This is a genomic window from Delftia sp. CH05 (assembly GCF_009827015.1).
In the GTDB taxonomy this organism is placed as follows: Bacteria; Pseudomonadota; Gammaproteobacteria; order Burkholderiales; family Burkholderiaceae_C; genus Comamonas; species Comamonas tsuruhatensis.
This window is the reverse complement of the sequence record NZ_WUMG01000016.1, coordinates 62910-88055: the sequence shown is the minus strand read 5'-3', so window position 1 is coordinate 88055 and position 25146 is coordinate 62910. Positions and strand designations below refer to the sequence as shown.

The following is a 25146-nucleotide window of genomic DNA, read 5'->3' as shown; positions in this document are numbered from 1 at the left end:
GTTCTATAGAGCGGCCACAACCGCCAACTCTTTCATCGGAGCAAAAGGAGACAAACCATGCTCAAGCTGTTCATCGGCATAGGCATCCCGTACATCGCGGTGATCGGCCTGCTTCCCTGGGTCGCGTCCGTCGATCGCTTCGTGTTCGGCGTGCCCTTCATCTACCTGTGGATCTTCATGTGGTTCGTGCTGACGTCGCTGTGCATGCTTGTGTGCTGGCTGATGTTCGACCGCCACGAAGCCGACGACGCGCAGTCCGCCTGAAGGGAGCACCGCCATGACCACCGCAGTCTTTCTGGGCTTCATCGCGCTGTCCCTGTACCTGGCCATCCGCTCGCGCACGGGCAAGGGTGCACAAAGCGTGCATGACTTCTTCGTCGCCTCCCGCCAGTTCGGCGCTTACCTGGTGTTCTTCCTGGCCGCCGGCGAGATCTACAGCATCGGCACCATGGTCGGCTTTCCGGGCGGCATCTACGCCAAGGGGCCGACCTATGGCGTCTGGTTCCTGGGCTACATCCTGCTGGCCTATCCGCTGGGCTACTTCCTCGGCCCCATGATCTGGAAAGCCGGCCTGCGCCACAACGCCATCACGCTGCCGGACCTGTTCAAGGGCCACTTCGGCAGCCGCGCGCTGGAGCTGATCGTGGCCGGCTCGGCCATCCTGTTCCTGCTGCCCTGGGGCCAGCTGCAGTTCACGGGGCTGGTGGCCGCGCTCAAGGGCCTGGGATGGAATTTCCAGCCGCTGCACCTGCTGCTGATCTCTGCGGGCCTGGCCTTCACCTACATCGCCATCTCGGGGGTGCGCGCCTCGGCCTATATCGCCATCCTCAAGGACATCCTGATGGTGGTGGCCATCATCGCCACGGGCGTGGCCGTGGGCTGGCATGCGGGCGTGGGCGATGTGTTCACCGCCGCCAGCGCCAAGGTCAGCAACCACATGACCGATACGCAGCTGCGCTTTTCCATGAGCACCATGCTGTTCCAGGCGCTGGGCTTCTACATGATGCCGTTTGCGGTTCAGAACTTCTTCACGGCCAAGAGTTCGCACACCATCCGCCGCACGCAGATCGCCATGCCGCTGTACATGCTGATGTACCCCTTCCTGGTGCTGGCCTCGTACTACGCCATCAGCCAGAACCTGCAGCTGGCATCGCCCAACGAGGCCTTCTTCGCGGCTGCCGTGCGACTGCTGCCCGACTGGCTGCTGGGCCTGGTGGCCGCAGGCGCCGCGCTGTCGGGCCTGCTGGTGCTGGCGGGCATCTGCCTGGCCATCGGCCCCATCGTGGCCCGCAACCTGCTGCCCGGCCTGCCCGAGGCCAAGCAAAAGCAGGGCGCCAAGGTGGTGATCGTCATCTACCTGGTGCTGTCCATCGTGATGACGCTGCTCACGCCCAATCTGATGCTGACGCTGATCAACACCACCTACTACGGCGTGACGCAGTTCTTCCCCGGAATGATGGCCATCCTCTTCGGCTGGCGCATCCGGCCCATGGCCGTTGCCCTGGGCATTGCCTGCGGCCAGGCGCTGGCCATTGCGCTGTACATCCAGCAGCCGGATTTCGGCGGCATCAACCTGGGCTTCATCAGCCTGGCGCTGAACCTGCTGGTCACGGCCATCGTCCACTATCTGCCCGGTGCCGCGCGCGTCAAGGCCGCCTGAAAAAGACCACCACCATGAACCACGACGAGAACGCGCGCACGCAGGTCTTTGTGGCGCGCACCATCCTCACCATGAACCCGGCCCAGCCGCAGGCCACCCATGTGGCCGTGCAGGGCGGCCGCATCTTGGCCGTTGGCCAGGAGGCCGACATGGCTGCCTGGCCCGAGGCCGAACGCATCGACCACCTGCACGGCAAGGTCCTCATGCCCGGCCTGATCGAGGCGCACAGCCACCTGATGGAAGGCGCCATGTGGGAGGCCGTGTACCTGGGCTACTTCGATCGGCGCGATCCCGAGGGCCGCCTGTGGCCCGGCCTGCGCACGCTGGACGCCGTGCTGGCGCGCCTGGCCGAGGCCGAGCGTGCCCTGCCCGATGCGCAGGCCACGCTGCTGGCCTGGGGCTTCGATCCCATCCTCTTCGGCAGCAGCCGGCTGTCGGTGCGCGAGCTGGACCGTGTCTCCGCCACGCGGCCCATCGTCATCCTGCACGCCAGCGTGCACCTGATGAATGTGAACTCGGCCATGCTGGCGCTGGCCGGCATTGACGAGGACACCGACATCGACGGCATCCACAAGGACGCCGAGGGCCAGCCCACGGGCGAGCTGCAGGAATTCGCCGCCATGTATCCGGTGCAGAAGGTGATCGGCAGCGCGCTGTCTCTGGCCGCCGCCGAGCAGCGCGAGGCGATCTGGAAGTTCGGCCGCGTGGCCCAGCTCGCGGGCGTGACCACGGCCACCGACCTGGTCAGCGATCTCTCGCCCCAGGGCCTGGCCGCGCTGCGCGAGGTAACGGGCGACGCGGCCTATCCGCTGCGCATCGTCCCGGCCTTCGCGCCGCAGCGCAACCCGGAAGGCGGTGCCGCGCGCGTGCATGCTGCAGCGGCGTCCTCGGCCAGCGACAAGCTGCAGTTCGGCCCCGTCAAGTTCATCGTGGACGGCTCCATCCAGGGCTTCACCGCGCGCCTGCGCGCTCCCGGCTACGCGGGCGGGCAGCCCAACGGCCTGTGGCTGATTCCCCCGTCGCAGCTGCCCGCGCTGTTCGAGCCCTTCCACCTGGCCGGGCTGCAACTGCATATCCACACCAACGGAGACGAGGCCACCGAGGTGGTGCTGGATGTGATCGAGGACCTGCTGGCCAGGCACCCGCGCGCCGACCATCGCCACACCCTGCAGCACTGCCAGCTGGCCAGCAGCGCCCAGCTGCAGCGCGCCGCGCGCCTGGGAATGTGCGTCAACTTCTTCTCCAACCATCTCTATTACTGGGGCGATGCCCACGCCGAGCAGACCGTGGGCATGCAGTGGGCCTCGCGCATGAATGCAGCGGGCACGGCGCGGCGCCTGGGCATGGATTTCGCCATGCATTCCGATGCGCCCATCACCCCTATCCACCCCCTGTTCACCGCCTGGTGCGCGGTGCAGCGCGAAACCGCTTCAGGCCGCGTGCTGGGCGAGGCCGAGCGCCTGTCGGTGGACGATGCCCTGCACGCCATCACCATGGGCGCGGCCCGTACCCTGAAACTGGAGCGGCGCGTGGGCAGCATCGAGCCCGGCAAGCTGGCGGACTTCGCCGTGCTGGAGGACGATCCCCGCGCGGTGGCGCCCGCCGCCCTCAAGGACGTGAAGGTCTGGGGCACCGTGCTGGGCGGCCGCATCTTCCCCGCGCCCGGGTCAGCGCCATGAGCACGCCGGCCGCCGCGGCGCAGCGGGCGCCCGTTCCCATGGTCGTCGTGGGCGGCTATCTGGGCGCGGGCAAGACCACCTTGCTCAACCGGCTGCTGGAGCGCGCCGATGGCCTGCGCGTGGCCGTGCTGGTCAACGACTTCGGCGAGATCAACATCGACGCCGCCCTGATCCGCACACGCAGCAGCGACGTGCTGCAGCTGGAAAACGGCTGCATCTGCTGCTCCATCGGCGGCCGGCTGGCCGAGGCCCTGGCCGCCGTGGGTGCGCGGCCCGACCGCCCGGACCTGCTGGTCATCGAGGCCAGCGGCGTCTCCGACCCCGTGCGCATCGCCCAGGTCGGCATGCTCGACCCCGCGCTGCAGCTCAACGCCATCCTGGTGGCGGTGGATGTCCAGGACGTCGATGAGCAACTGCGCGACCCGCTGGTCGGCGACATGGTCCGCCGCCAGATCTCGGGCGCGACGGCGCTGGTGCTGACCAAGGCCGATCTGGCCGGCGCATGTGCCACCGAAAAGGTGGCCGCGCGCGTGGCCGGCATGGCGCCCGGTGCTGTGGTGCTGGCGGCCCGCCATGGCGAGATACCGCTGGCCGTGTTCATTGATGCGGCTGCCTCGCCACGCCGCCCGCAAGGCCTGCTGCAAGCGGGCGGCTCCTGGAAAAGCCAGGCCGGGAACATGGCCGGCATGGCCGATGTGGGCAGCTTTTCCTATGCAACGCGCCGCTGCTTTGACCGGCAGCGGTTGCGGCAGGCGCTGCGTACGCTGCCTGTCCCCCTGTTGCGGGCCAAGGGCATCGTGCGGCTGGGCGGGCAGGACAGCGTCCAGGAAGTCCACGTGGTGGGTGGGCGCTTGCGCATTGCCAGCCTGCATGGGGCCAGGGTCTCGGAGTCCGTGTTTGTCTTCATTGGCTGTTTCACGGCGATGGGGCGGGAGGCGATACTCCGCTGTCTTGAGGGAGCCCTGGCCGCGCCATGAAGACAACTTTGGCGGTGTCGAAATTTTTGGAATTTTGGATTTCGGGCCAAAAAAACGTATTAGAATTTAGGTCTTCTAGGGGAGTCGCCAAGTTGGTAAAGGCACCGGATTTTGATTCCGGCATGCGAGGGTTCGAGTCCTTCCTCCCCTGCCAGATAGACAAAAGCCCTGACAGTTGTGCTGTCAGGGCTTTTTTGTTTTCGGGCAGCAGGCCAGGCTCAGGCCGCAGCCAAGTGTGAGTCGGCACTTGCCATGGCGGCGTTGAGCGTTGCGCGTATGCCCTGCGCATAGGGCGTCTTGGCGATGGGGCCCAGCAGGGCGTGCAGCGCGGAGTCCTCCATGATCAGCGGATCGGTCAGCAGGTAGTGCATCTCGGCCAGCTCGCGCATGAAGGGGTTGAACAGGCCGGCCAGGCGCAGCGCGGTCTTTCCTGCAACGCGCAGCTTCAACGGCCTGCCGGTCAGGCGTTCGATCTCCGAGACGACGTCGCGCTGCGTGATCGCCCCCGCGCCGGCGAGGTGCCAGACCTTGCCGAAAGCCTGCGGCGTGCCGATCAGGCGCGCCACGACGGGGCCCACATCGGGCACATAGACAAACTCATGCGGCCGGTCCAGCGGGCCGACCATGTCGGCCCGGCCGCCACGGGCCGCCGCCTCGAAGGCTCCGTGCAGCAGGCTGTTGTGCACGCCCGGGCCGTAGAAGTCGGGCAGGCGCAGTACGGCGGCCTCGATGCGGCCCTGTGCGTGGGCCTGCAGCAGCAGGTCTTCCTGCGCCTTGCGCATGCGTCCCTTGAAGGTATGCGGGTTGCGCGGATGGTCTTCCTTCACGGCATGGGCCTGCGCCTTTCCATAGGGATAGACGGTGCCGATCAGTACGATGCGGCGCACGCCGGCGGCAATGGCGCCGTCCAGCGTCCTGCGCATGAGCTCGGGATGCAATGCGAACTGCCAGTAGTTCACGCCCACCAGGTAGACCAGCGTGTCCACGCCGTGGGCGGCAGCCTCGACGGAGCCGGTGCTGTCCGGGTTCCAGGGGACGATCTCGGCCAGCGGGTCGGCGCCGAAGGTCTGGCGCAGGCTGGCTGCGTTGCGGCCGACCACGCGGTAGGCGCGGCCCTGTTGTCTGAGCGCGGCGGCCAGACTCTGGCCGATGGCGCCTGCGGCGCCGAAGAGTGCAATGGATGGCATGGGCTGGGTCCTGTGGTGACAGCCTCAGTGTCAGCAACCCGCTGCAAAAAGAAAATTGCCTAGAATTCTCTGGTGTCCATGCATAAATGAATGGATGAGTGATGTCGGAACCCCACTGGGAGTGGTATCGCAGTTTTTTGCAGGTGCTGGAGTCCGGGTCGCTGTCAGCGGCGGGCCGGGCCATGGGTGTGGCGCAGCCGACCGTGGGCCGCCACATCGACGGGCTGGAGTCGGCGCTGGGCCTGCAACTGTTCACCCGCTCATCCGATGGCTTCGCGCCCACGGAGGCGGCCTACGAGCTTCAGCCCTATGCAGCCAGCATGGCCGCGACGGCGGCCGCGCTGCGCCGCGTGGCGGCCAGCCATGGCTCGGGCGTGCGCGGCACGGTACGGCTGACGGCCAGCGAGGTGGTGGGCGTGGAGGTGCTGCCGCCTGTGCTTGCGCAATTGCGCGCGGCACACCCTGAACTGGGCATCGAGCTGGTGCTGTCCAACGCGGTGGACGACCTGTTGCGCCGCGAGGCCGACGTGGCCGTGCGCATGTTCCGGCCGCAGCAGGAGGCGCTGGTGGCACGCCATATCGGCGCCATCGAGCTGGGGCTGCATGCCCATGAAAGCTATCTGTCCGCACGCGGCGTGCCGGAATCGCTGGAGGACCTGGCCGGGCATTCGCTCATCGGCTTCGACCATGAAAGCGCCCTGATCCGAAAGATGCAGCAGCAGTTTCCCATGCTCACGCGCGAAGGCATGGCGCTGCGCTCGGACAGCGACCTGGCCCAGCTGGGCGCCATCCGCGCGGGCTTTGGCATTGGCGTGTGCCAGTCGGCATTGGCGGCCCGGGAGCCGGGCCTGGTGCGGGTGCTGCCCCAGGCGTTTTCATGGAAGCTCGATACCTGGGTGGCCATGCACGAGGACCTGCGCAAGAGCGAGCGCTGCGCCGTGGTCTTCAAGGCCGTGGCCCAGGCGCTGACGGCCTATGCCAGAGGCGGTGCCTGACGCCCGGCACCCAGGGGCACTTGTGCTTCAGCCGGCGTGCAGCAGGCAGGAGCGCGCGAGATGGCGCAGCGTGGACTTTCTGCGCTGGGTGGCGACAAAGGACTGGCAGTTGTGGGCGATGTAGGCGGCCATGACCACGGTCAGGCTGGCGATGGCCCACAGCGGAATGGGCAGCAGGGAATCGAGCAGCACCGCGCACACGGCCAGCATCGACAGGCAGGGCAGCAGCCGCAGCAGGGCGGCTTGCCGGGGTTGCTGATTGCGCAGCAGGGTGAGGACTTGGGTGGCGGTCAGCCTGCGGAATCTGCCGGCTTGCTTGCGAAAAACGTTCACGGCGCGGTAGGGCGTTGATGTGGATCAAAAATTTGTGTGCAAATGTATCATCTTGGTGCATGCTCATCAAGCGATGTGTGGCGCCATGACAAAGGCCCGCGCAGGGCGGGCCTCTTGCGGCAATGCCTGTGCAGGCGTCAGCGCATCTCGATCTCGATGGCGATCAGCACGAAGGCCGCCATCCACAGCGTCTCCACCACCAGCAGCGCAAAGGGTCGCCAGCCTGCCTGGGCCAGTTGCTGGAACGAGGTCTTCAGGCCCAGTGCCGCAATGGCCAGCACCAGGCAGTTGCGCGACAGGTCGCTCAACTGGTGCTGCAGGCCCGGCGGTACCCAGCCCAGCGAGTTGATGGCCACCAGCGCGACGAACACCCACAGGAACCAGGGCACCAGGCCCGGCTTCTTGCCGTGGTGCTGCTCGGCCGCTGCCTCGCGCTGGCGCTTGAACAGGGCCGAGACCATGACCACCACCACGGCCAGCATGGACACGCGGAACAGCTTGACGATGGTGGCGTAGTCGCCCGTGGCCTGGTCGATGGTGTAGCCCGCGCCCACCACCTGGGCCACATCGTGGATGGTGCCGCCGATGAACAGGCCCGCCAGCTCGGGCGGCAGATGCAGGGCGCGCGCCACCAGCGGATACAGCACCATGGCGGCCGTGGACAGCACGGTGACCGTGACCACCACGGTGAGCGTGAAGCGGTCGCTGTCCTTGTCGCGCGGCAGCACCGACGAGATGGCCAGCGCCGCCGAGGCACCGCAGATGGCCACCGCGCCGCCCGACAGCACGCCCTGCGGGCGCGTCAGGCCCAGGCGCCGGCCCAGCAGCGTGCCGCACAGCAGCGTGGTGACCACGGCCGCGATGACGATCAGCGCCGTGGTCCAGCCCAGGCCCGCGATCTGCGTGGCCGTGATGCGCGCACCCAGCAGGCCCACGCCCAGGCGCAGCACGCCGCGCGCGCAGAACTCGATGCCCGGCTTGGCGCGCGCGTCCTGGCTCAGGAAGTGGAAGGCCACGCCGAAGAACAGCGCGAACAGCAGCTGCGGCCCGCCATGCAGCGTGGAGACGAAGGTCGCCGCCAGCGCGATCACGCCCGACAGGCCCGTGCCGGGCAGGAGCCTGAGCCACTGCAGCATGCGCGGCACGGGCGCCTGCGCAGCCACCTGTGCTTGGACCTGGCTCATGACTGCTCCTTGCCGCCCGCCGCGCTGGCCAGCACGGCCAGCGCGCAGGACGCAATGCGGCTGGCCACCGAGTCCGAACGGCTGGTCAGCACGATGGGCACGCGCATGCCCAGCACCAGGCCCGCGCACTCGGCGTCGGCCATGTAGACCAGCTGCTTGTAGATCATGTTGCCGGCCTCCAGGCTGGGCACCAGCAGCACGTCGGGCTGGCCGGCCACATCGGAGACGATGCCCTTGTGGTGCGCCGAGCGCAGCGAGATGGCGTTGTCGTAGGCCAGCGGCCCGTCGAGGATGGCGCCGCTGATCTGCCCCCGGTCGGCCATCTTGCACAGCGCGGCCGCGTCGATGGTGCCGGGAATGGCGGGGTTGACCGTCTCCACCGCCGAGAGCACGGCCACGCGCGGCCGGGCAATGCCGATGGCACGGGCCAGGTCGATGGCGTTCTGCGCAATGTCGCGCTTGTCCATCAGCGTGGGGAAGATGTTGACCACGCAATCGGTCATCAGCAGCGGGCGCTCAAAGCCCGGCAGGTCCATCACGAACACATGGCTGGCGCGGCGGCTGCCGCGCAGGCCGGCCTCGCGCGCCACGGCAGCGCCCAGCAACTCGTCGCTGTGCAGGCTGCCCTTCATCAGCGCGCGGGCCTGGCCGCTGCCGCACAGCGCCGCCGCCTGGGCAGCCGCCGCGCGTGGATCGTCGGCGGTGGAATGGATGGACGCGCCCGCCAGGTCCAGCCCGGCCGCCTGGGCCGCCGCCCGGATGCGTGCCTCGGGGCCGAGCAGCAGCGGCGTGATCAGGCCCGCCTGTGCGGCCTGCATGGCGGCCTGCAGCGAGCCTGCATCGCAGGGATAGGCCACGGCCACGGGAATGGGGCCTTGCGCCTTGGCCTGGTCGAGCAAGTGCTGGAGATGGGGGCGGGGCGTGGCGGGCGCATCGTCGGCGGCCACGGCAAGTGAAAGTGGGGGGACCATGAAAGCTCCTGCGGGAAAGTACAGGGCCCGGCGCGAGCAACGCAGGGAATCTGGGAATCGGCTTTCGAGGGCCTTGCGCTTCACCCAGGCGCATGAAACCGGCGCGGCCCATCCCAGGGACACCGAGGAAGGGCCGCCCCGCACCGAGGGTGTCGTCCCCCCCCCCCGCGCAGCGGGTAGAGAGGGGGAAGGCGCGTCAGCGCCTCAGGGGGTTAGACAAAGTCCTTGTACTTTTCGAGGAAGCGCACGGGCTTGGAGAGCGCATCGCGGCGGAACGGGTCACCCAGTTCGCGCGTGCACATCACCTCGATCACGCAGGTCTTGCCGTGGTTCATCTGCAGGTCGATGGCCTTCTTCAGCGCCGGGCCCACGTCCTCGATCTGGTCGACCACGATGCTCTCGGCGCCCATGGCGCTGGCAATGGCTGCGAAGCTCTCGCTTTCCAGCTCGCCGGCCACGAAGCGGCGGTTGTAGAAGTCCACCTGGTTCTTCTTCTCGGCGCCCCACTGGCGGTTGTGGAAGACCACGGCCGTGACGGGAATGTCATGGCGCACGGCGGTCATGATCTCCACCATGCTCATGCCCCAGGCGCCGTCGCCGGCGTAGGCGATGGCCGGGCGGTCGGGCGCCGCGCACTTGGCACCGATGATGGTGGGCAGGGCATAGCCGCAGTTGCCGAAGCTCATGGGCGCAAAGAAGCTGCGCGGCTCGTCGAAGCGCAGGTAGCTGTTGGCCACGGAGTTGATGTTGCCGATGTCGGTGGAGACCATCACGCGCGGCGGCATGGCCTTTTCCAGCTCGCGCAGCACCTGGCGCGGATGCAGGTACTGGCCGCCCGTGGGCGTGCGCTCGCCCTTGGCCTCTTCGATCATGTCCAGGCTGTAGGGGTCGCGCTCATGCGTCCACTCGTCCAGCTCCTTTTCCCAGGCCGCCTTCTCGGTGGCGATGGTGTCGGCGCGCGCGGCCTTGGTGGCGTCGCAGGCCAGGGTCTGGCCCTGCAGGCGGCGGCCCAGCTCGCGTGCCACGGCCTTGGCGTCGCCGTGGATGCCCACCGAGATCTTCTTGACCAGGCCCAGGTTGGTGTGGTCGGCCTCGACCTGGATGATCTTGGCGTTCTTGGGCCAGTAGTCCATGCCGTGCTGGGGCAGGGTGCCGAAGGGGCCCATGCGCGAGCCCAGCGCGATCACCACGTCGGCCTGGGCGATGAGCTTCATCGCGGCCTTGGAGCCCTGGTAGCCCAGCGGGCCGGCCCACAGCGGGTGCTTGGCGGGGAAGGCGTCATTGCGCAGATAGCCCGTGACCACGGGTGCGCCCAGGCGCTCGGCCAGCTGCTTGCACTCCTCGACCGCATCGCCCATGACCACGCCGCCGCCGGCCAGGATCACGGGGAACTTGGCCGTGGCCAGCAGTTCCGTGGCGGCCTGCAGGCTGTTTTCGCCGCCCGAGCCGCGTTCCACGCGCATGGGCTTGGGGATTTCGCACTGCACTTCGCCATAGAAGTAGTCGCGCGGAATGTTCAGCTGGGTGGGGCCCATCTCGGAGATGGCGCGGTCAAAGCAGCGGGCCGTGAACTCGGCCATGCGCTTGGGGTTGCAGACATGGCCCTGGTACTTGGTGAACTCCTGGAACATGGGCAGCTGGTTGGCTTCCTGGAAGCCCCCCAGGCCCATGCCCATGGTGCCGGTCTCGGGCGTGATCATGACCACGGGGCTGTGGGCCCAGTAGGCGGCAGCAATGGCGGTCACGCAGTTGCTGATGCCGGGGCCGTTCTGGCCGATCACCACGCCGTGGCGGCCCGAGACGCGCGCATAGCCGTCGGCCATGTGGGCCGCGCCCTGCTCGTGCACCACGGGGATCAGGCGGATGCCGGCGGGCGCGAAGATGTCCATGGCATCCATGAAGGCCGAGCCCATGATGCCGAACATCTCCGTGACGCCGTTGGCCACGCAGGTCTCCACAAAGGCTTCGGAAGGGGTCATCTTCTGGACGCCTTCGACCACCGTACGATTGTTGGCTGCAGTCATGTTGTCTCCTTGAAAATGGAACTTTAAGTTCCGAAAAAAGAAATTACGGCGCAAGTCTAGGTGTGATTTCGCCTGGATGTCAAACAAATTTCTTTTTTCGGAACAAATTGACTCGAAAAATTGAAAAACATATGATGGCCAACACCATGAACACCCGAGACCCTGTCCCTGCCCGTATTGATGGCGATACCCCCAACCTGCGGCTGTTCGCGCTGCTGGAGGCCATTGCGCAGAAGAACGAGCCCTTCACGCTGCAGACCATGGTCGAGGAGACAGGCCTGCCCAAGCCCACCATGCACCGCATGCTCCAGCAGCTCGAAGGCGCGGGCATCCTGCAGCGCGAGGGCAATGGCCGGCACTACGGCACGGGCCGGCGCCTGATGCGGCTGGCCGAAAGCGTGCTGCTCAACAACACCACGCATGGCGCGCGCCACGCGGTGCTGGCGCAACTGGTGCGCGATATCGGCGAGAGCTGCAACATCACCGCCTTCTCGGGCAGCGAGGTGCTCTACCTGGACCGGGTGGAGACGCCCGCGCCGCTGCGCTTTTATCTGCACCCAGGCTCGCGCGTGCCGGCCCATTGCTCGGCCACGGGCAAGCTGTTCCTGAGCCAGATGGCGCCCGCGCAGCGCAGGCGGCTGCTGTCGGCCGTGCCGCTGGAAGGCTTCACGGCCAACACGCTGACGGCCTTTGACGCGCTGGACGCCGAGCTGGACCAGGTGCGCGCCCAGGGCCATGCCTTCGACAACGAGGAATTCCTGCCCGGCCTGCTGTGCCTGGGCGTGCTCGTGCCCTCCATCCAGGGCGGCCCCTCGAACATGGGGCTGGCCGTGCAGGCGCCCATCATGCGTTTCACGCGCGAACGGGCGCTGTCCTTTCTTCCCCAACTGCGCGCGGCGGCCGAGGCGATTGCGCGCATCAACGACGAAGTCCCCCCGGGAGCCCCTGACGATGACTGAGCTGACCCTGATGCATCCCACGCGCACGCTTGGCGTGCGCGAGACCTTCGGCCTGGACACCGACATGCAGGTGCCGGCCTTTGCCGAGCGCAGCGAGCATGTGCCGGCCGTGGACCCGGCCTACCGCTTCAACCCGCAGGCCACGCTGGCCATCCTGGCCGGCTTTGCACACAACCGGCGCGTGGTCATCCAGGGGCTGCACGGCACGGGCAAGTCCACCCATATCGAGCAGGTGGCGGCGCGGCTGAACTGGCCCTGCGTGCGCGTCAACCTCGACGGCCACATCAGCCGGCTGGACCTGGTGGGCAAGGACGCCATCGTGCTGCAGGAGGGCCGCCAGGTCACGCAGTTCCAGGAAGGCATCCTGCCCTGGGCGCTGCAGCGGCCCGTGGCCCTGGTCTTCGATGAATACGACGCGGGCCGGCCCGACGTGATGTTCGTCATCCAGCGCGTGCTCGAACGCGAGGGCAGCTTCACCCTGCTGGACCAAAAGCGCGTGCTCCAGCCGCATGCGCAGTTCCGCCTCTTCGCCACCATGAACACCCTGGGCCAGGGCAACCTCAGCGGCCTGTATCACGGCACGCAGATGCTCAACCACGCCCAGCTCGACCGCTGGAACCTGGTCACCAGCCTGGACTACCTGGCACCGGCCGAGGAAGCCGCCATCGTGCTGGCGCGCGTGCCGCAGTTGGCCACGCCGCAGGGGCGCGAGCAGGTGGCCGCCATGGTGGCGCTGGCCGCGCTCACGCGCAAGGGCTTTGCCGTGGGCGACCTGTCGCTGCTGATGTCGCCGCGCACCGTCATCACCTGGGCCGAGAACGCGCAGATCTTCCATGACCTGCGGCTGGCCTTCGAGCTGTCCTTCCTCAACAAGTGCGAGCCGGCCGAGCGGGCCATCGTGGCCGAGTACTTCCAGCGCTGCTTCGGCCAGGAACTGGCGCTGCGCGACGAGCCCGCCCATGCCTGCTGAGGCATCCCCCTCGCTGGCGCGCATGGAGGCCTGGGGCGGCGCGCTGCTGCGCGCCATGGCGGGCGATGCCTCGCTGCAATGGAGCGGGCAGACGCTGTACCGGGGCACGGCGCCCGTGGTGCTGGCAGCGGCCCACCAGGCCGATGTGCCGGCCCGATTGGCCGACCAGCGCGGCCTGCTCGACGGTGCCAGCCTGCGCCTGCGCCTGAGCGATGCCGCGCTGCACGCGCGCCACCTGCCCGGCGACCCGGTGGAGCGGCTGGTGTTCGAACTGCTGGAGCAGTTGCGCGTGGAAAGCCTGGCGCCCGAGGAATGGCCCGGTGCACGCGCCAACCTGCATGCGCGCTTTGTGCACTGGAGCCAGGCCTTTGCCGATTCGGGCCTGACCGAAAGCAGCCTGGGCATCCTGCTGTTCACCGTGGCGCTGACCGCCTGGAGCCGCCTGAGCGGCCATGAGCCGCCCGATGCCCTGGCCGACCTGGCCGAGGCCACGCGCGCCGGCCTGTCGGCGCAACTGGGCGCGCAGTGGGCCCTGCTGCGCCGCCACCGGCAGGACCAGCAGGCCTTCATTGCGCCGGCCCTGGCCATCAGCCGCTGGGTGGGCCAGGCCGTGCGGTCAGCCCAGGAGGAGGCGCCGCGCGGCGCTGGCGGGCCGCGCCGGCGGGGCAGCTTCGCGCTGCCGCTGCACTTTGAATCGCAAAGCCTGGATGCGCCGCCCGTGGCGCTCAGCGGCGACAGCCGCGCCTGGGCCGGCTCGGCCCACAGCTACCGCGTGTTCACGCGCGCCTATGACCGCGAGGCGCAGGCGGCCGAGCTGATCCGCGCCGCGCAACTGGCCGAGTTCCGCGAGCAGATGGATGAGGAACTGGCGCGCAGCGGCTTGCATGCGGGCCGGCTGGCCCGCCACCTGCAGCAGCGCCTGGCCGTGCCGCGCCACGACGGCTGGCAGTTCGGCCTGGAGGATGGGCACCTGGATGCAAGCCGGCTGGCGCAACTGGTCAGCGATCCGCAGCAGCGCGCCATCTTCAGGAACGAGCTGCCGCGCCCCGTCAGCGATGCGGCCGTGGCCATCCTGCTGGACTGCTCGGGCTCGATGAAGGCGCATGCGCGCCCGCTGTCCCTGCTGGTGGACCTGCTGGGCCGCGCGCTGTCCATGGCCGGCGTGCCGGTGGACGTGCTGGGCTTTTCCACCCAGGCCTGGAACGGCGGCCGCGCCCGCCGCGACTGGCAGCGCGCGGGCCAGCCCCACATCCCGGGCCGGCTCAACGAGCGGCTGCACATCGTCTTCAAGGATGCCGCCAGACCCTGGCGCCACGCCCGCCACGGCGTTGCCGCGCTGCGCAGGCCCGACCTCTTTCGCGAGGGCGTGGACGGCGAGGCCGTGGAATGGGCCTGCGAGCGGCTGCTGGCGCGGCCCGCGCAGCGCCGCATCCTGCTCGTCATCTCGGACGGCTGCCCCATGGACACGGCCACGCACCAGGCCAACGACGAGCACTATCTGGACCAGCACCTGCGCCAGGTCATCGCCCGGCACGAGCGCGCGGGCGATGTGCAGATCCGCGCGCTGGGCGTGGGCCTGGACCTGGGCGTGTTCTACCGGCGCAGGCTGGCCGTGGACCTGCGCGAGCAGATCGATGAGGCCTTGCTGATGGACGTGGCGGAGTTGATCTGCCGGCCGTGATGCCGGCCTGCTAGCGGCGTCGCTCAGCGACCATTCCGTCCGGGCAGGGCGGCAGATCTAGCGGATCTGCGCGACAAAGTCGCTCACCAACTGCGCAAACTCCGCGGGCATTTCCACGGCACTCAAATGCGCGGCGGGCAGCGACACCAGCTGCGCGCCCGGAATCTGCGCCTGCATGTCTTCGGACAGGGAAGGTGGCGTGGCCTCGTCGCGGCTGCCTGCAATGACCAGCGCGGGGCAGGCGATGCGCCGGTTGCTCTCGCGCAGATCGATGCCGCCCACGGCCGCACAGGCCGCCGCATAGGGCGCGGCCGCCGTGGCCTCCAGCCCGGTGCGCAAGGCTGCCACTCGGGCGGCCTGCCCGGCGCGGAATTCGGGCGTGAACCAGCGCTGCATGGCGCCATCGGCAATCGCGGCCACGCCCTGGGCGCGCACCGTGGCAATGCGCGCCTGCCAGCCTGCGCGCGCGGCCTCGTCGTAGTAGCTGGCCGAATTGGCGACGGTGATGCTGCGCACCAGCGCCGGATGGCGCGCTGCCAGGGCCTGGGCCGTCATGCCGCCCATGGACAGGCCCACGAAGTGCACCGGCCCCTGGCCCAGCGCCTCGATCACGCCGGCTGCGTCGTCGGCCAGGTCGTTCATGTCGAAGGCCTCGCCGATGGCGGGCGAGCGGCCATGGCCCCGGTGGTCGTAGCGCACCACGGTGAAGCGGTCTTGCAGGGCCTGGGCCACGCCGTCCCACATCTGGAGGTCACAACCGAGCGCGTGGCTCAGAACGAGGGCCGGGCCTTGGCCCTGCTGCACAACATGGAGTTTCGACATGGCGGTCACTGCTTGGGGAAAAGGTGATTATGGGATGGCCGGTGCAGGCTGGCGGATACGGATACCACGCATATCCGGCATCCGGCCAAGGCGCGGCGATGGCGGCGCTCAGGCCACCCTGTCCCAGAACTGCAGCTGTGCCGACCCCGGCGCGATCAGTTCCAGATAGTCCTGGCAGGCCGGATCGAACGGTCCCTGGCCCCACTTGCTGCACAGCTGGTGGGCGCGGCCGGCGCTGTCGGCCAGCACCACGTCGGCATACAGGCCGGGGTCGTGGGCGCTGCGCATCACGCCATGGGCCGTGAAGCCGGGCTCATTCCGGTACAGGCCATCGGCCATGCGGTGCGCGGCGGTGGCCAAGGCATGGGAATCGGCGCCGGGGCGCAGCCGGAACAACGAGAACTCCATGCCCTGCGGCAGCCCACGTTCCCCGCCGTGGCTGAACACGCTGGCGCCCAGCAAGGGAGGATGCTCCACGCGCATCAGCCCGAAGTAGGCCGCGCAGGCAGCCGACCGGCCGGCCTGCGCCAGGGCGGCACGGGCAGCCTCCTGTGATTGCCAGGTGACGACATCCGCATAGCGCCCCTGGCCCAGCTGGACCAGATGGCGTGACAGGCATCCGCCCTGCACATCCAGGAACTGGTGCTGCATGGCGCTGGCGGCTTGCAGCAGGGTGTTTTCCGTCACACCGGGCAGCAGGCTGAACGCTGCCCATTCGATGACTTGCATGGCATTTCTCCGTGGATTGAACATGCCGCCCATGGTCCCTGCATCGCTGCCATTCAATGGCTGTCAATTGCGCCATGATGCCGGCCATGAAACCGCGCACGCTGCCCGCCCGTCTGTCCCGGCTTGACGCCCTTTCCCAGCGCCTGTCCGATGGCGCCGTGCACGGCGTGGCGGCGCTGTCCGAGGAACTGGGCGTCAGCCAGCGCACGCTGGCGCGCGACCTGTCGTTGCTCAGGCAGCAGGGCTGGGAGCTGGACAGCTCCTCGGGCAGGGGCGGCGGTGTCCGCGTGGTCCATCGCTGGCCCTCCGGCCGCGTGACCCTGCGGGGTGACGACGCGCTGGAGCTGCTGATGTCCCTGGCGCTGTCGGAAGCCCTGGGCCTGTCGCTGGCGGGGCGTCATGGCGAACTGCGCCGCCAGTTCGCGCGCTGCTTTGCGCCGGCCGATCGCGCAGATATCGCGCAACTGCGCCAGCGCATCCGCGTGGCCTCGCCGGTGTCCGTCGAAGTCCAGGCTTCGCTGCGCGAGCGTGCGCAGGGCGTGGAGGCGCGCGCCAGCGTCTACCAGGCATTTGCACAGCAATGGATGCTGGCCTTGACCTACCTGGACGGACGCCAGCGCCGCAGCGAGCGCGTGGTGGAGCCGCAATGTCTGCTGCTGGCCTGGCCGTTCTGGTACCTGCTGGCCTGGGACTGCGAGCGCGAGGGCGTGCGCACCTTCCGGCTGGACCGCATCGTGCAGGCGCGTCGCGGCGGACAGCGCTTTCAGGTGCGCGACCCGGCCCGGTTTTGGGCCGCCTGCGACGAGGTCGGCGTGGCCCTGTGACGGCCTGCCCCCATAATCCCCAGCCATGCAAGCCCTGCGCAACTCCGTCCCACTGGCCCGCCTGGTCATGGCGTGGTTCGCGCTGACGCTGGGCCTGGCCATTGCATCGCCCCTGGTGCACCCCCAGGCCATGGAGCTGGTCTGCACGGCTGGCGGCAGCGTCAGGCTGGTCGTGGTCAATGGTGAAGAAGGACAGGCGGTGTCTGCCCAGCATTCGCTGGACTGCCCTCTGTGCCTGGCGGTGACGCCGCCGCCGGCGCATGTCCCTCCCTCCTGGGCGCAACTGCAGCCGATGGGCCGCGCGCTGCAGCCCATCGTCTCTGCCCGCATTGCCTCCCTGGTCGGCGCGCCGCTGCCGCCGCGCGGGCCTCCCTTGTTGCTGTTGATCGCCTGAGCCCTTGGCTGCTTGCAGCGCTGTCCCGCGCTGTCTGGCCGCTGGCCTGTCTCAGAACATTGCCGCACCGGCCGGGCGCAGCCTTGGCGGCGCGGCTTCGCCAAGATTCCACGCAGGGATGCCATGTTCCGTTTCGATTGCCATGCGGCGCCGCAGCGCGCCGCCGATTTTTCTTCGACCCGCCCATCCGTTGCTTGCGTCGCCCTGTCTCGCCGTGCCTGCCTTGGCGGCGGCCTGGCCGCACTGGCGCTGCTGGCCGGCTGCAAGCCCGCCGCCGTACCGTTCAAGGGCATAGACCTGACCGGCGCCCAGTACGGCCGGGACTTCCGCCTGCGCGATGCCGATGGCCGCGAGCGCACGCTGGCCGACTTCAAGGGCCAGGCCCTGATGGTCTTTTTCGGCTTCACCCAATGCCCCGATGTCTGCCCCACGGCGCTGACGCGCGCCCTGGAAATACGCCAGCTGCTGGGACCCGATGGCCAGCGCCTGGCCGTGGCCTTCATCACTATCGACCCCGAGCGCGATACGCCCGACGTGCTCAAGGCCTATGTGGGCGCCTTCGATCCCGGCTTTGTCGCGCTGCGCGGTGACGAGGCGCAGACGGCCGAGGTCGCCAGGGAATTCAAGGTCTTCTACAAGAAGGTGCCCACGGGTGCGTCCTACACCATGGACCACTCGGCCATCACCTATGTCTTCGATCCCGAGGGCCAGCTGCGCGTGGCGTTCCGCCATGAGCAGGACGCGCAGGACTGCGCAGCCGACCTGCGGCAGATCCTGCAGGCTGCATGACGGCTCTGCACTTTCTCAGGAGGCCGGCGCAACAGGCCTTTGCGCAGCGGCCCCCGCCCTGGCCCAGGCAGCGACCATTCTTGCGGGGGTGAAGGTACGCCAGCGGCGCGAGCGCCGTTGCCATCGGTCAAAACCTTGTCTGGATCGTCCCGTCCTTGTGCTAAAAATGTGCGGCTCCATCCACCCGGACGCTCATCCAGCCAGACGGAAAGGGACACCCGGCGCCATGAAGACGCTTCTTTCTGACAAGGTGCTGCGGCGCCTGGTGCTTGGCAACCTGCTGGTCGCCGGCCTGCTGGGCCTGGCCACCTGGCTGAGCCTGCGCGCCAACCACCAGGCCGACCTGGACCTGGGCGTGGCTGTCACCCAGAACCAGGCCCGCAGCCTGAGCCTGGAGCTGACGGCCGAGATGCGGCTGGTGGACAACGCACTGGCCACCGTGGCAGGCCGCTACCGCAGCCGGGGCCTGGACGGCGACGATGTGGCGGCCCTCGCCCTCTATGAAATCCTGCAGGAGCAGCGTGCCCTGCTGCCCTTTGTCACCGCGCTGCGCGTGACCGACGCCAAGGGCCAGGTGCTGCTGACGGCCAACGAGGAAGAGCCTCCGTTTTCCGTGGCCGACCGCAGCTACTTCGAGCGCGCGCGCCACTCCGACCGCATGGTGATCTCCGATCCGCTGGTCAGCCATTCCTTCAACAAATGGGCCATCGTGATGGCGCGCCGGCTGCAGTCCGGGGACGGGGATTTCAAGGGCATCGTCTATGCCGTGGTCTCGGCCACGCATTTCCAGTCGCTGTTCCGTCGCCAGGCCTTCGGGCCCGACAGCGCCATTGCGCTGCGCTCGGACAAGGACCTGCTGGTGGCCCGCTACTCGGCGGCCGATCCGTGGTCGGTGGCCGGCATTGGCGGCTCTGCGGTCTCCAGCGAGTACCACCATGCCCTGGCCGGCAACCGGGACAGCGGCTGGTACATCACGCCCACGGTGATGGACGACGTGGAGCGCATCACGGCCTACCAGCGGCTGGCCGGCTATCCCCTGACCGTTTTCACGGGCCTGGGCACACAAAGCTACCTGGCCGCATGGCGTGCATCGGCCTGGCGCGCCTGGGCACTCACGGGCCTCAGCATGGCACTGATCGCGCTGGGCTCGGTCAGCCTCTACCTGCTGCAGCAGCGCGAGCGCGTGGCGCGCATCCGGCTTGCCGAGCTGCTGCGCCAGCAGGAACTGTTCATGGACAACGACCTCATCGGCATCGCCCGCCTGCGCGAGCGCCGGCTGCTGTGGACCAACCAGGCCCTGCAGCGCATGCTCAAGCGCCCGGCCGGCGAGCTGCAGGGCACCTCGGCGCGCATCCTCTACCCGGATGAGGAAACCTATGAACGCTCCGGCGAGCTGGCCTATGGCGCACTGCGCTCCAGCGGCAAATGCCATGCCCAGATGCAGCTGAAGACCAGCGATGGCAGCCTGCTCTGGGTCGATGTCAGCGGCGCAGGCCTGGCCGACGGCGAATCGATCTGGGTCTTCGTGGACATAGACGCGCTCAAGCGTGACGAGCAAGCCGCGCAGCACCAGGCGCTGCACGACGTGCTGACCGGCCTGGCCAACCGCCGCGCACTGCAGGCCCGGCTGCAGCGCCAACTGGCCCAGGCCTGCGGACCGGGGCAACTGGCCGTCTGCTTCATGGACCTGGACGGCTTCAAGCAGATCAACGATACCGAAGGCCACGATGCCGGCGACGAAGTGCTGCGCATCGTCGCCCGCCGCCTCACCACCCAGGCCCGCGAAACCGACTGCGTGGCCCGCATGGGTGGAGACGAATTCGTGCTGCTGCTGGGCGAACTGGCCTCGGCCAACGACGCCCTTCAGGCCATGCAGCGCTGCCTGGCCTCCATCTGCCAGCCCATCCGCCTGGAAAACGGTGCCACCGTCCAGGTCGGCGCCAGCATCGGCATCGCCCTCAATGCCGCCCGGGAAAACACCACCCAGCTGCTGCAGCGCGCCGACGAGGCCATGTATGCGGCCAAGCGCGCGGGCAAGGGGAGGGTGGTGGTGGCGGAGGAGTAAAGGCGGAAAATATGGTAATCCCTCGGATAAATCCGAAAATTGGATTGTGGAGTCTCTCTTTGGGGAAGCTCTGATGGAGAGATCACTTCTCCAAGCCTGTCTTATGGCGCTCCATATTTTCCGATGCAGATTTTATGGCGGGTATATAAGAATAGCTGGTCATGAACTTATCAAGATTCTCAAGGCCTATTTGGTGATCTTTGCTTGCTATCACTTTCTTCATGATTTTTAATCCAATATCCGGAGAAATGGATAGCGCCAGCAGCTCTCTGGGATCTATGAGTGGATTTTTGAAGGGGGCAGAAAGAATATCCACGGAATCTGCCCCATTGAGGATTGACTCAACGTTTGCTTTGGCCATGGCCCATTCATTGTATTGAATGGCTTCTGTCAGGCTGAAACTGAAAGGAGCGCCGGAAAATTTTATGGGATGGCTGTTTATGTAAACCAATAGTTCTTGATCTATGATCTTTTTTCCGTTGCTTTCTGTTATGCCGGATATGTAATTGTATAGCACAATATTTGAATATTCGTCCCCTGTGTTTAAACCGTTTTTGATCATCGCTTTGTCGTCAAAAAGAAAACCCATGTGTATAGATTCTCCAGCATATTCTGCGGTGGTCAGGATCCCATTTTTCAGTCCCAAGTCGAGAACTCTGATGGCTTCGGAGGCGTTATCCAGACTATTGAGTGATCTCGTATAGTCGAAAATTGCGGATTTGACTATGTCTTTGGATCTGTTGCTGTCAATGACGCTAAGCAGTTCTTGGCGGAGGGATTCTCTGACCTCTCTGCGTTGGGTCGATCGAATGATGTTGTGAAGCCGGTTAGTTGCTTGCAATTTCTCATCGTGGGATAACGGATCTGCAAGAGATGTGCGAAATCTATCAATTTCATCCTGAATGAATGCGGAAGTCTGGGATGCACTTGATTGTTGCTGTTCCACTGTGACTTGATTCGCATTTTTTGTGTCTTCGTTTGCTGTGCTTTTTGATTGTTGATTAAAAATTTCGGTCTTTACATTTGGTGTGATGTGGTTCTGCGGTTTTAAAGATTCGTTTATAAATAGATAGGCTGCATATAATGCGGCGACAATGATGGAGTAAGATATTATTCGCTTCATTGCCATTGCTTGAGTTTGTTGTACAAGGCAGCAGGTGCTTTGACATTGGCTCCTGTTGCATCAATATATTTTTGATACCATGAGGCTATATTTGCATCAATAATTCGTAAAGGTAGCCATCGGCCCTGAATGTGTGAGTGAGTATGTGATCCAGGACTTCGAACCGTTGCGCCCATAATATCCGTTATAAAAGTATCACACCGATATCTTCTTTTCGTCGGAGGCCAGGTTACGTATTTATTCCAGTCCCTGCTGGGTGGAATATTCACCGTAGGCTCGGCTGGAATAACGTAAGGTGTCACAACATATGTTGCACCTATGACATATATTTGATTTGCTCTCGCAACCATCGCATACAAGGCTGGGTAAGATTGCTTGTTAGCTCTTGGTCTGTCAAAATCCTCTGTGCATGCAGAAGAGAAGCAAGAGAGTACGTTATGGGCAGGCCATTTGGTTCTGCTTATTGGCCAAACTTTGCTGCGTTTGAAAAAATTCTCGTAGTTGTTTTTCTGAACAACCTGCGGCTCGTTGAGAACTTCAATTACGGAAGTTCCATCCCATATTCCGATGTGCCCGGCACCTTCGATAACTGGCCAATCTAGATTTCTCGCAACTATGTCTCCGACATAATATGGGCGCTCTTTAATTCCGTCGCCAGGGAACTTGATTTTTACAGGTGAGTTGTTCAATTGCTCGACGAAACCATTACGTCCTATGGAGTAAACTAGAACTCTGTGTTCCTGTCCGTCTTTCAAGTCTTCAGTAAGATTTATGGGTATGGAGAAACCATGCGCACTGTGGCTGCCAAGGCAAGCCGATCCTACAGCGGGTTCCCTGATTATATTTGCGCTGCTCCCACCAAGAAATTGGTTGTCATCGCGCCAAACGTGTACGGCCACTATGTCATTCGGAAATCTGACATCACACGCCCAGCCAGTAACCATTGCGACCGAATAGTTGTCAATGTATCCTTTTGAAAATACATTGTTTGCATAGATGAGAAATGCAAGAAGGAAATAGTATTTTATATTGCGCATGGAATTTCATTTCAATTTTCGGTTGATATATGAATGCGGCGGCAATAGATGTCGTAGATTGCCTAGAAACTAAAGATGATTGGATTTTCATACGCGAGGAATTCATGCTATTCTCTATGCGTCTCGTTGAAAATAAGACAGCTCCTATTTTTCTTTGTTTTTGAAGGAAAAATAGGAGTGTTCCTAGTTCGGGTGCGCGGAGCTAGGTGGTGAAGCCATATGGCGGCATCGCGTTAATGCCGCAGACAAGGCTCTGCCGAAACCAATTTGGCAGTTTGGGCTGTTCACGGTTGTGAACAGCAAAAATGGGCGTTGCGAGACGCTCGCTCCGCGTGCGGCAAATGCCAGCAGGCTAAGAAAGCCCCAATTTCGAGAGTCGAACCAAAAGTCGACGCCATGCCATTGATAGCCCGAGGCCGGGCGGCAGACCCGGCCTTTTCTTTTCTTGCTTTCGCTTTTCAGCGCTCGGCCTCTTCAATCCATATCCGGATCCTCGTCGCAGCCCGAGCCATTGACGGAGCACATGGAACCTATCTTGATTTTCCGCATGGGCTGCTTGGCCAGCCTTTCACAGCGCGACATTTGCTCGGCATACATATCGTCCATGTGCGTGCCGTCAATCATGATCACCCCATTGCGAATGATGGGCTTTGCCTGACCATCGGCAAGGGCGAAGGCCATTTTCCTGAGAAGAAAACCGGCATGGTGGCAAGGGCCGAGGGCCATGGCAATCCTGGCCATTTCAGGATCAGGAACGCGATTTTTGGCCTGCGTCAGGCTGTCCATCTTTTCCATGAAAGCCCCATCGTTCTGCGCGATCTGCCCCACCAGCTTGGTCATGCCCGCCTGATTGCGCTTTTTCACAAGATCCGCGATCTGGTCCTCCAGGCGTCTTGCCGCAGCGGCATCACCGAATGCAGCCAGAGAGGCAGATAGTGCATCGTTCTCGGCCGCCGATGCTCCGTTCGGCACACACAGTACAGCGCTCGCAGCCAGCAAGGCGGCCATGATCCGGCGAGTCCGGATTGGGCCTTGCGGTCGCAGGCGTCCTCCCAATGCAATGGTGTTCATGTTCTTTGAAGATGGATTGAAATGAAAAATCTCCATTGCACAGGTGCAGTGGAGAAGAATGGCTTGGGCGGGAATGGCCAAGCCGCCGAACTCTATCTCAATATGCGAATGGATAGCCAGGCATCAGCCAGTCAATTGCTTTGTCGCACCACCAGCTCATGACCCAGATCCAGGCTTGGCGATTCCCCGGCCTCTGCGCGCATCCATTGCAGCAGCATGCGCGCACCTTCGGTGCCCACGCGGCCAAGCGTGCGGGCAAGGGGCGGATTGTGGTGGCGGGTGGGGAGGGCTATGGAGGCCGTGGTGCCGGGGCAAGTGGGGCCGTGGGCTCAACAAGGCAAGACCTCGAATGCCGAGCCAAAAGACGACGCAAGGCCGTTGATGGCCCGTGTGCACACGCGTGCCCGGTTGAATGCGATGTCGCACAGCAGCGCGATGGCAAAGGCCAGATAGGCCATGTAGGCCAGGCCGATGTAGCTGCCAAACACAATGGTGTGCAGCCAGTCCTGTGCGAACAGATACAGCATGGCAGTCACCGCTGAGGCGGTCACCAGCACGATGGCGGGCAGTGCCAGCTGCAGCCCCGCCCGCCTGCGTCGCGCCGTCACGCCGGTCAGGGCCAGAAACACCAGCGCATTGGACGCAGTGAAGATCCTGAACTCCCGCAGCAGGCTGGCCGTGGTCTGGTGGTAGGCCGACTCGATGAATTCCACCAGCCGGGCGCGCATCTGGATCAGCGATGCCAGCTGGGTGGCTTGGCGCTGCTGCATGTAGACGGCATTGCGCTTGCGGCATTCGCAGTCGGCGCGGCGCATGTCGGTCATGACCGAAGCCAGCTTGTCGGGGATGCCTGCCTCGATCTCGCGCCGCACTGCGGCGATCTCGCTATCTGTCCTGCCAAGCGCTTTCTGGGCCAGGTCCGCCATGCGCGAGCCTGTCAGCGTGTCCAGCTGGGTGCCCAGCCTGTGCTCGATCTCGATGCGGATGATCTCCTTGCCCAGGTTCTCGACCAGCAATGGCGAGGAAAACGAGAGCACGAAGGCCGATCCGAACAGAACCGTGCCCACGATGCCGAAAACCAGGATGAGAGCCCGCATATCGTCGCAGTGCAGTGGCTTGTCAGCGCTTTTGCGGCGCCATGCCCAGCGTGGCCAGCAGCCCCCTGCAGCCGTCCTCCACCAGGTCCAGCACGTCCTCGAAACCCCGGTCGCCGCCGTAATAGGGGTCGGGCACTTCGCGTGCGGAGTGCTCGGTGCAGAAGTCCGTCAGCCGCTGTACGCGGTGCCATTCGGACTCGGGGCAGATCCTGCGCGCGGCGGATTCGTTGGCGCCATCCATCACCAGAACCTGGTCGAATGCCGTGAAGTCCTCGGCCCGCAGTTGCCGCGCGCGTTGCTGCGAGAGGTCATAGCCGCGCCGCGCGGCATGGGCCTGGGAGCGGCGGTCGGGTGCCTCGCCCACGTGGTAGCCGTGCGTGCCTGCAGAGTCCACTTCGATGCGGCCCGCCAGGCCCGCGTCGGCCACCATTTTCTCGAGCACGCCGTGGGCCGTGGGGCTGCGGCAGATGTTCCCTGTGCAGACCATGAGGATTCTTTTCCTCTTGGTGGCTGGCCTGTGGTCAGCTGACTGTTCCCGAATCTGTTCCATAAACCTCCCTGTGGGTAACGGGCTT

At 65.5% G+C, this 25146-nt stretch carries 24 protein-coding genes and 1 tRNA gene; 13 read left to right on the top strand and 12 right to left on the bottom strand.

Annotation, left to right across the window (positions count from 1 at the left end; genetic code table 11):
* Positions 1 to 57 precede the first annotated feature (57 nt).
* The 5 genes from GRX31_RS15005 to GRX31_RS14985 all read left to right on the top strand — a co-directional run bounded on the left by GRX31_RS15005 (position 58) and on the right by GRX31_RS14985 (position 4470).
* On the top strand, positions 58 to 264 hold the full coding sequence (locus tag GRX31_RS15005; protein WP_016450086.1) for a DUF3311 domain-containing protein: 207 nt from the start codon (positions 58 to 60) through the stop codon (positions 262 to 264).
* A gap of 13 nt (positions 265 to 277) precedes the next feature.
* Positions 278 to 1660 (top strand): sodium:solute symporter family protein, encoded by a 1383-nt coding sequence (locus GRX31_RS15000; RefSeq protein ID WP_016450085.1) that lies wholly within the window; start codon positions 278 to 280, stop codon positions 1658 to 1660.
* A 14-nt stretch (positions 1661 to 1674) separates the two neighbouring features.
* The gene (locus tag GRX31_RS14995) at positions 1675 to 3339 is read left to right on the top strand and encodes an amidohydrolase (protein ID WP_160853349.1); all 1665 of its coding nucleotides are present in this window, start codon (positions 1675 to 1677) and stop codon (positions 3337 to 3339) included.
* Positions 3336 to 4316 (top strand): CobW family GTP-binding protein, encoded by a 981-nt coding sequence (locus GRX31_RS14990; protein WP_133072785.1) that lies wholly within the window; start codon positions 3336 to 3338, stop codon positions 4314 to 4316. Before GRX31_RS14995 ends, GRX31_RS14990 begins: the two co-directional genes overlap by 4 nt.
* 77 nt (positions 4317 to 4393) lie before the next feature.
* Positions 4394 to 4470: transfer RNA gene (locus tag GRX31_RS14985), tRNA-Gln, on the top strand.
* 64 nt (positions 4471 to 4534) lie between these two features.
* Here the strand turns inward: GRX31_RS14985 and GRX31_RS14980 are convergent.
* Positions 4535 to 5503, bottom strand: a complete 969-nt coding sequence (locus GRX31_RS14980; protein WP_160853347.1) for an NAD-dependent epimerase/dehydratase family protein — start codon at positions 5501 to 5503, stop codon at positions 4535 to 4537.
* A 101-nt stretch (positions 5504 to 5604) separates the two neighbouring features.
* On the opposite strand from GRX31_RS14980, the gene GRX31_RS14975 reads away from it, so the two are divergent.
* On the top strand, positions 5605 to 6498 hold the full coding sequence (locus tag GRX31_RS14975; protein ID WP_016450081.1) for a LysR family transcriptional regulator: 894 nt from the start codon (positions 5605 to 5607) through the stop codon (positions 6496 to 6498).
* 27 nt (positions 6499 to 6525) lie between these two features.
* On the opposite strand, the gene GRX31_RS14970 is transcribed toward GRX31_RS14975, so the two are convergent.
* From GRX31_RS14970 to xsc, 4 genes are all read right to left on the bottom strand, one after another.
* A complete protein-coding gene (locus tag GRX31_RS14970) occupies positions 6526 to 6831 on the bottom strand; it encodes a hypothetical protein (protein WP_016450080.1) in 306 nt (101 codons plus the stop codon).
* 137 nt (positions 6832 to 6968) lie between these two features.
* Positions 6969 to 8015 (bottom strand): YeiH family protein, encoded by a 1047-nt coding sequence (locus tag GRX31_RS14965; RefSeq protein ID WP_016450079.1) that lies wholly within the window; start codon positions 8013 to 8015, stop codon positions 6969 to 6971.
* Positions 8012 to 8986: a bifunctional enoyl-CoA hydratase/phosphate acetyltransferase gene (locus GRX31_RS14960; RefSeq protein ID WP_160853345.1), complete on the bottom strand. Its 975-nt coding sequence runs from the start codon at positions 8984 to 8986 to the stop codon at positions 8012 to 8014. The genes GRX31_RS14965 and GRX31_RS14960 overlap by 4 nt, the downstream gene beginning before the upstream one ends.
* A 212-nt stretch (positions 8987 to 9198) precedes the next feature.
* Positions 9199 to 11010 carry a sulfoacetaldehyde acetyltransferase gene (xsc, locus tag GRX31_RS14955; RefSeq protein WP_126312785.1) on the bottom strand — a complete coding sequence of 604 codons (1812 nt, stop codon included), beginning with the start codon at positions 11008 to 11010 and terminating at the stop codon, positions 9199 to 9201.
* 131 nt (positions 11011 to 11141) lie between these two features.
* On the opposite strand from xsc, the gene GRX31_RS14950 reads away from it, so the two are divergent.
* The 3 genes from GRX31_RS14950 to GRX31_RS14940 are packed head-to-tail and all read left to right on the top strand — an operon-like array spanning position 11142 to position 14620.
* Positions 11142 to 11969, top strand: a complete 828-nt coding sequence (locus GRX31_RS14950; RefSeq protein ID WP_016454304.1) for an IclR family transcriptional regulator — start codon at positions 11142 to 11144, stop codon at positions 11967 to 11969.
* Complete coding sequence (locus GRX31_RS14945) at positions 11962 to 12939, top strand: AAA family ATPase (RefSeq protein WP_013803829.1); 978 nt, start codon at positions 11962 to 11964, stop codon at positions 12937 to 12939. Before GRX31_RS14950 ends, GRX31_RS14945 begins: the two co-directional genes overlap by 8 nt.
* Positions 12929 to 14620, top strand: a complete 1692-nt coding sequence (locus GRX31_RS14940) for a cobaltochelatase CobT-related protein (RefSeq protein ID WP_160853343.1) — start codon at positions 12929 to 12931, stop codon at positions 14618 to 14620. The genes GRX31_RS14945 and GRX31_RS14940 overlap by 11 nt, the downstream gene beginning before the upstream one ends.
* A gap of 57 nt (positions 14621 to 14677) precedes the next feature.
* Here GRX31_RS14940 and pcaD read toward each other — a convergent pair whose 3' ends face one another.
* Positions 14678 to 15442, bottom strand: coding sequence for a 3-oxoadipate enol-lactonase (gene pcaD, locus GRX31_RS14935; RefSeq protein ID WP_160853341.1), 765 nt, complete (start codon positions 15440 to 15442; stop codon positions 14678 to 14680).
* A 108-nt stretch (positions 15443 to 15550) separates the two neighbouring features.
* A complete protein-coding gene (locus tag GRX31_RS14930; RefSeq protein ID WP_046240915.1) occupies positions 15551 to 16171 on the bottom strand; it encodes a hypothetical protein in 621 nt (206 codons plus the stop codon).
* A gap of 86 nt (positions 16172 to 16257) precedes the next feature.
* Here GRX31_RS14930 and GRX31_RS14925 point away from each other — a divergent pair, with 86 nt between their 5' ends.
* From GRX31_RS14925 to GRX31_RS14910, 4 genes are all read left to right on the top strand, one after another.
* Complete coding sequence (locus tag GRX31_RS14925; protein WP_223275176.1) at positions 16258 to 16995, top strand: helix-turn-helix transcriptional regulator; 738 nt, start codon at positions 16258 to 16260, stop codon at positions 16993 to 16995.
* A 25-nt stretch (positions 16996 to 17020) separates the two neighbouring features.
* Positions 17021 to 17389, top strand: a complete 369-nt coding sequence (locus tag GRX31_RS14920; RefSeq protein ID WP_016450071.1) for a DUF2946 family protein — start codon at positions 17021 to 17023, stop codon at positions 17387 to 17389.
* 123 nt (positions 17390 to 17512) lie between these two features.
* Positions 17513 to 18178, top strand: a complete 666-nt coding sequence (locus GRX31_RS14915) for an SCO family protein (RefSeq protein ID WP_160853339.1) — start codon at positions 17513 to 17515, stop codon at positions 18176 to 18178.
* 226 nt (positions 18179 to 18404) lie between these two features.
* Positions 18405 to 20243, top strand: a complete 1839-nt coding sequence (locus GRX31_RS14910) for a sensor domain-containing diguanylate cyclase (RefSeq protein WP_016450069.1) — start codon at positions 18405 to 18407, stop codon at positions 20241 to 20243.
* Between the two features lie 82 nt (positions 20244 to 20325).
* Here GRX31_RS14910 and GRX31_RS14905 read toward each other — a convergent pair whose 3' ends face one another.
* From GRX31_RS14905 to GRX31_RS14885, 5 genes are all read right to left on the bottom strand, one after another.
* Entirely contained in the window at positions 20326 to 21372 is a 1047-nt protein-coding gene (locus GRX31_RS14905; RefSeq protein WP_202396592.1) for a hypothetical protein, read from the bottom strand.
* Positions 21363 to 22403, bottom strand: coding sequence for a hypothetical protein (locus GRX31_RS14900; RefSeq protein WP_160853337.1), 1041 nt, complete (start codon positions 22401 to 22403; stop codon positions 21363 to 21365). The genes GRX31_RS14905 and GRX31_RS14900 overlap by 10 nt, the downstream gene beginning before the upstream one ends.
* 474 nt (positions 22404 to 22877) lie before the next feature.
* Positions 22878 to 23555 carry a hypothetical protein gene (locus tag GRX31_RS30810; protein ID WP_236884691.1) on the bottom strand — a complete coding sequence of 226 codons (678 nt, stop codon included), beginning with the start codon at positions 23553 to 23555 and terminating at the stop codon, positions 22878 to 22880.
* A gap of 248 nt (positions 23556 to 23803) precedes the next feature.
* Positions 23804 to 24571, bottom strand: coding sequence for a hypothetical protein (locus GRX31_RS14890; protein WP_046240903.1), 768 nt, complete (start codon positions 24569 to 24571; stop codon positions 23804 to 23806).
* 22 nt (positions 24572 to 24593) lie between these two features.
* Positions 24594 to 25121 (bottom strand): low molecular weight protein-tyrosine-phosphatase, encoded by a 528-nt coding sequence (locus GRX31_RS14885; protein WP_442874082.1) that lies wholly within the window; start codon positions 25119 to 25121, stop codon positions 24594 to 24596.
* Between the last annotated feature and the right edge of the window lie 25 nt (positions 25122 to 25146).

What these genes read in the sequence shown, in the direction of transcription:
- GRX31_RS14965 (WP_016450079.1), bottom strand. Translation starts at nt 8,015, where the DNA reads ATGAGCCAGGTCCAAGCACAGGTGGCTGCGCAGGCGCCCGTGCCGCGC.
- GRX31_RS14990 (WP_133072785.1), top strand. Translation starts at nt 3,336, where the DNA reads ATGAGCACGCCGGCCGCCGCGGCGCAGCGGGCGCCCGTTCCCATGGTC.
- GRX31_RS15005 (WP_016450086.1), top strand. Translation starts at nt 58, where the DNA reads ATGCTCAAGCTGTTCATCGGCATAGGCATCCCGTACATCGCGGTGATC.
- GRX31_RS14975 (WP_016450081.1), top strand. Translation starts at nt 5,605, where the DNA reads ATGTCGGAACCCCACTGGGAGTGGTATCGCAGTTTTTTGCAGGTGCTG.
- GRX31_RS14885 (WP_442874082.1), bottom strand. Translation starts at nt 25,121, where the DNA reads ATGGAACAGATTCGGGAACAGTCAGCTGACCACAGGCCAGCCACCAAG.
- GRX31_RS14945 (WP_013803829.1), top strand. Translation starts at nt 11,962, where the DNA reads ATGACTGAGCTGACCCTGATGCATCCCACGCGCACGCTTGGCGTGCGC.
- GRX31_RS14960 (WP_160853345.1), bottom strand. Translation starts at nt 8,986, where the DNA reads ATGGTCCCCCCACTTTCACTTGCCGTGGCCGCCGACGATGCGCCCGCC.
- GRX31_RS15000 (WP_016450085.1), top strand. Translation starts at nt 278, where the DNA reads ATGACCACCGCAGTCTTTCTGGGCTTCATCGCGCTGTCCCTGTACCTG.
- GRX31_RS14905 (WP_202396592.1), bottom strand. Translation starts at nt 21,372, where the DNA reads ATGGCAATGAAGCGAATAATATCTTACTCCATCATTGTCGCCGCATTA.
- pcaD (WP_160853341.1), bottom strand. Translation starts at nt 15,442, where the DNA reads ATGTCGAAACTCCATGTTGTGCAGCAGGGCCAAGGCCCGGCCCTCGTT.
- xsc (WP_126312785.1), bottom strand. Translation starts at nt 11,010, where the DNA reads ATGACTGCAGCCAACAATCGTACGGTGGTCGAAGGCGTCCAGAAGATG.
- GRX31_RS14925 (WP_223275176.1), top strand. Translation starts at nt 16,258, where the DNA reads ATGAAACCGCGCACGCTGCCCGCCCGTCTGTCCCGGCTTGACGCCCTT.
- GRX31_RS14920 (WP_016450071.1), top strand. Translation starts at nt 17,021, where the DNA reads ATGCAAGCCCTGCGCAACTCCGTCCCACTGGCCCGCCTGGTCATGGCG.
- GRX31_RS14890 (WP_046240903.1), bottom strand. Translation starts at nt 24,571, where the DNA reads ATGCGGGCTCTCATCCTGGTTTTCGGCATCGTGGGCACGGTTCTGTTC.
- GRX31_RS14995 (WP_160853349.1), top strand. Translation starts at nt 1,675, where the DNA reads ATGAACCACGACGAGAACGCGCGCACGCAGGTCTTTGTGGCGCGCACC.
- GRX31_RS14940 (WP_160853343.1), top strand. Translation starts at nt 12,929, where the DNA reads ATGCCTGCTGAGGCATCCCCCTCGCTGGCGCGCATGGAGGCCTGGGGC.
- GRX31_RS14930 (WP_046240915.1), bottom strand. Translation starts at nt 16,171, where the DNA reads ATGCAAGTCATCGAATGGGCAGCGTTCAGCCTGCTGCCCGGTGTGACG.
- GRX31_RS14900 (WP_160853337.1), bottom strand. Translation starts at nt 22,403, where the DNA reads ATGCGCAATATAAAATACTATTTCCTTCTTGCATTTCTCATCTATGCA.
- GRX31_RS14915 (WP_160853339.1), top strand. Translation starts at nt 17,513, where the DNA reads ATGTTCCGTTTCGATTGCCATGCGGCGCCGCAGCGCGCCGCCGATTTT.
- GRX31_RS14910 (WP_016450069.1), top strand. Translation starts at nt 18,405, where the DNA reads ATGAAGACGCTTCTTTCTGACAAGGTGCTGCGGCGCCTGGTGCTTGGC.
- GRX31_RS14950 (WP_016454304.1), top strand. Translation starts at nt 11,142, where the DNA reads ATGATGGCCAACACCATGAACACCCGAGACCCTGTCCCTGCCCGTATT.
- GRX31_RS14980 (WP_160853347.1), bottom strand. Translation starts at nt 5,503, where the DNA reads ATGCCATCCATTGCACTCTTCGGCGCCGCAGGCGCCATCGGCCAGAGT.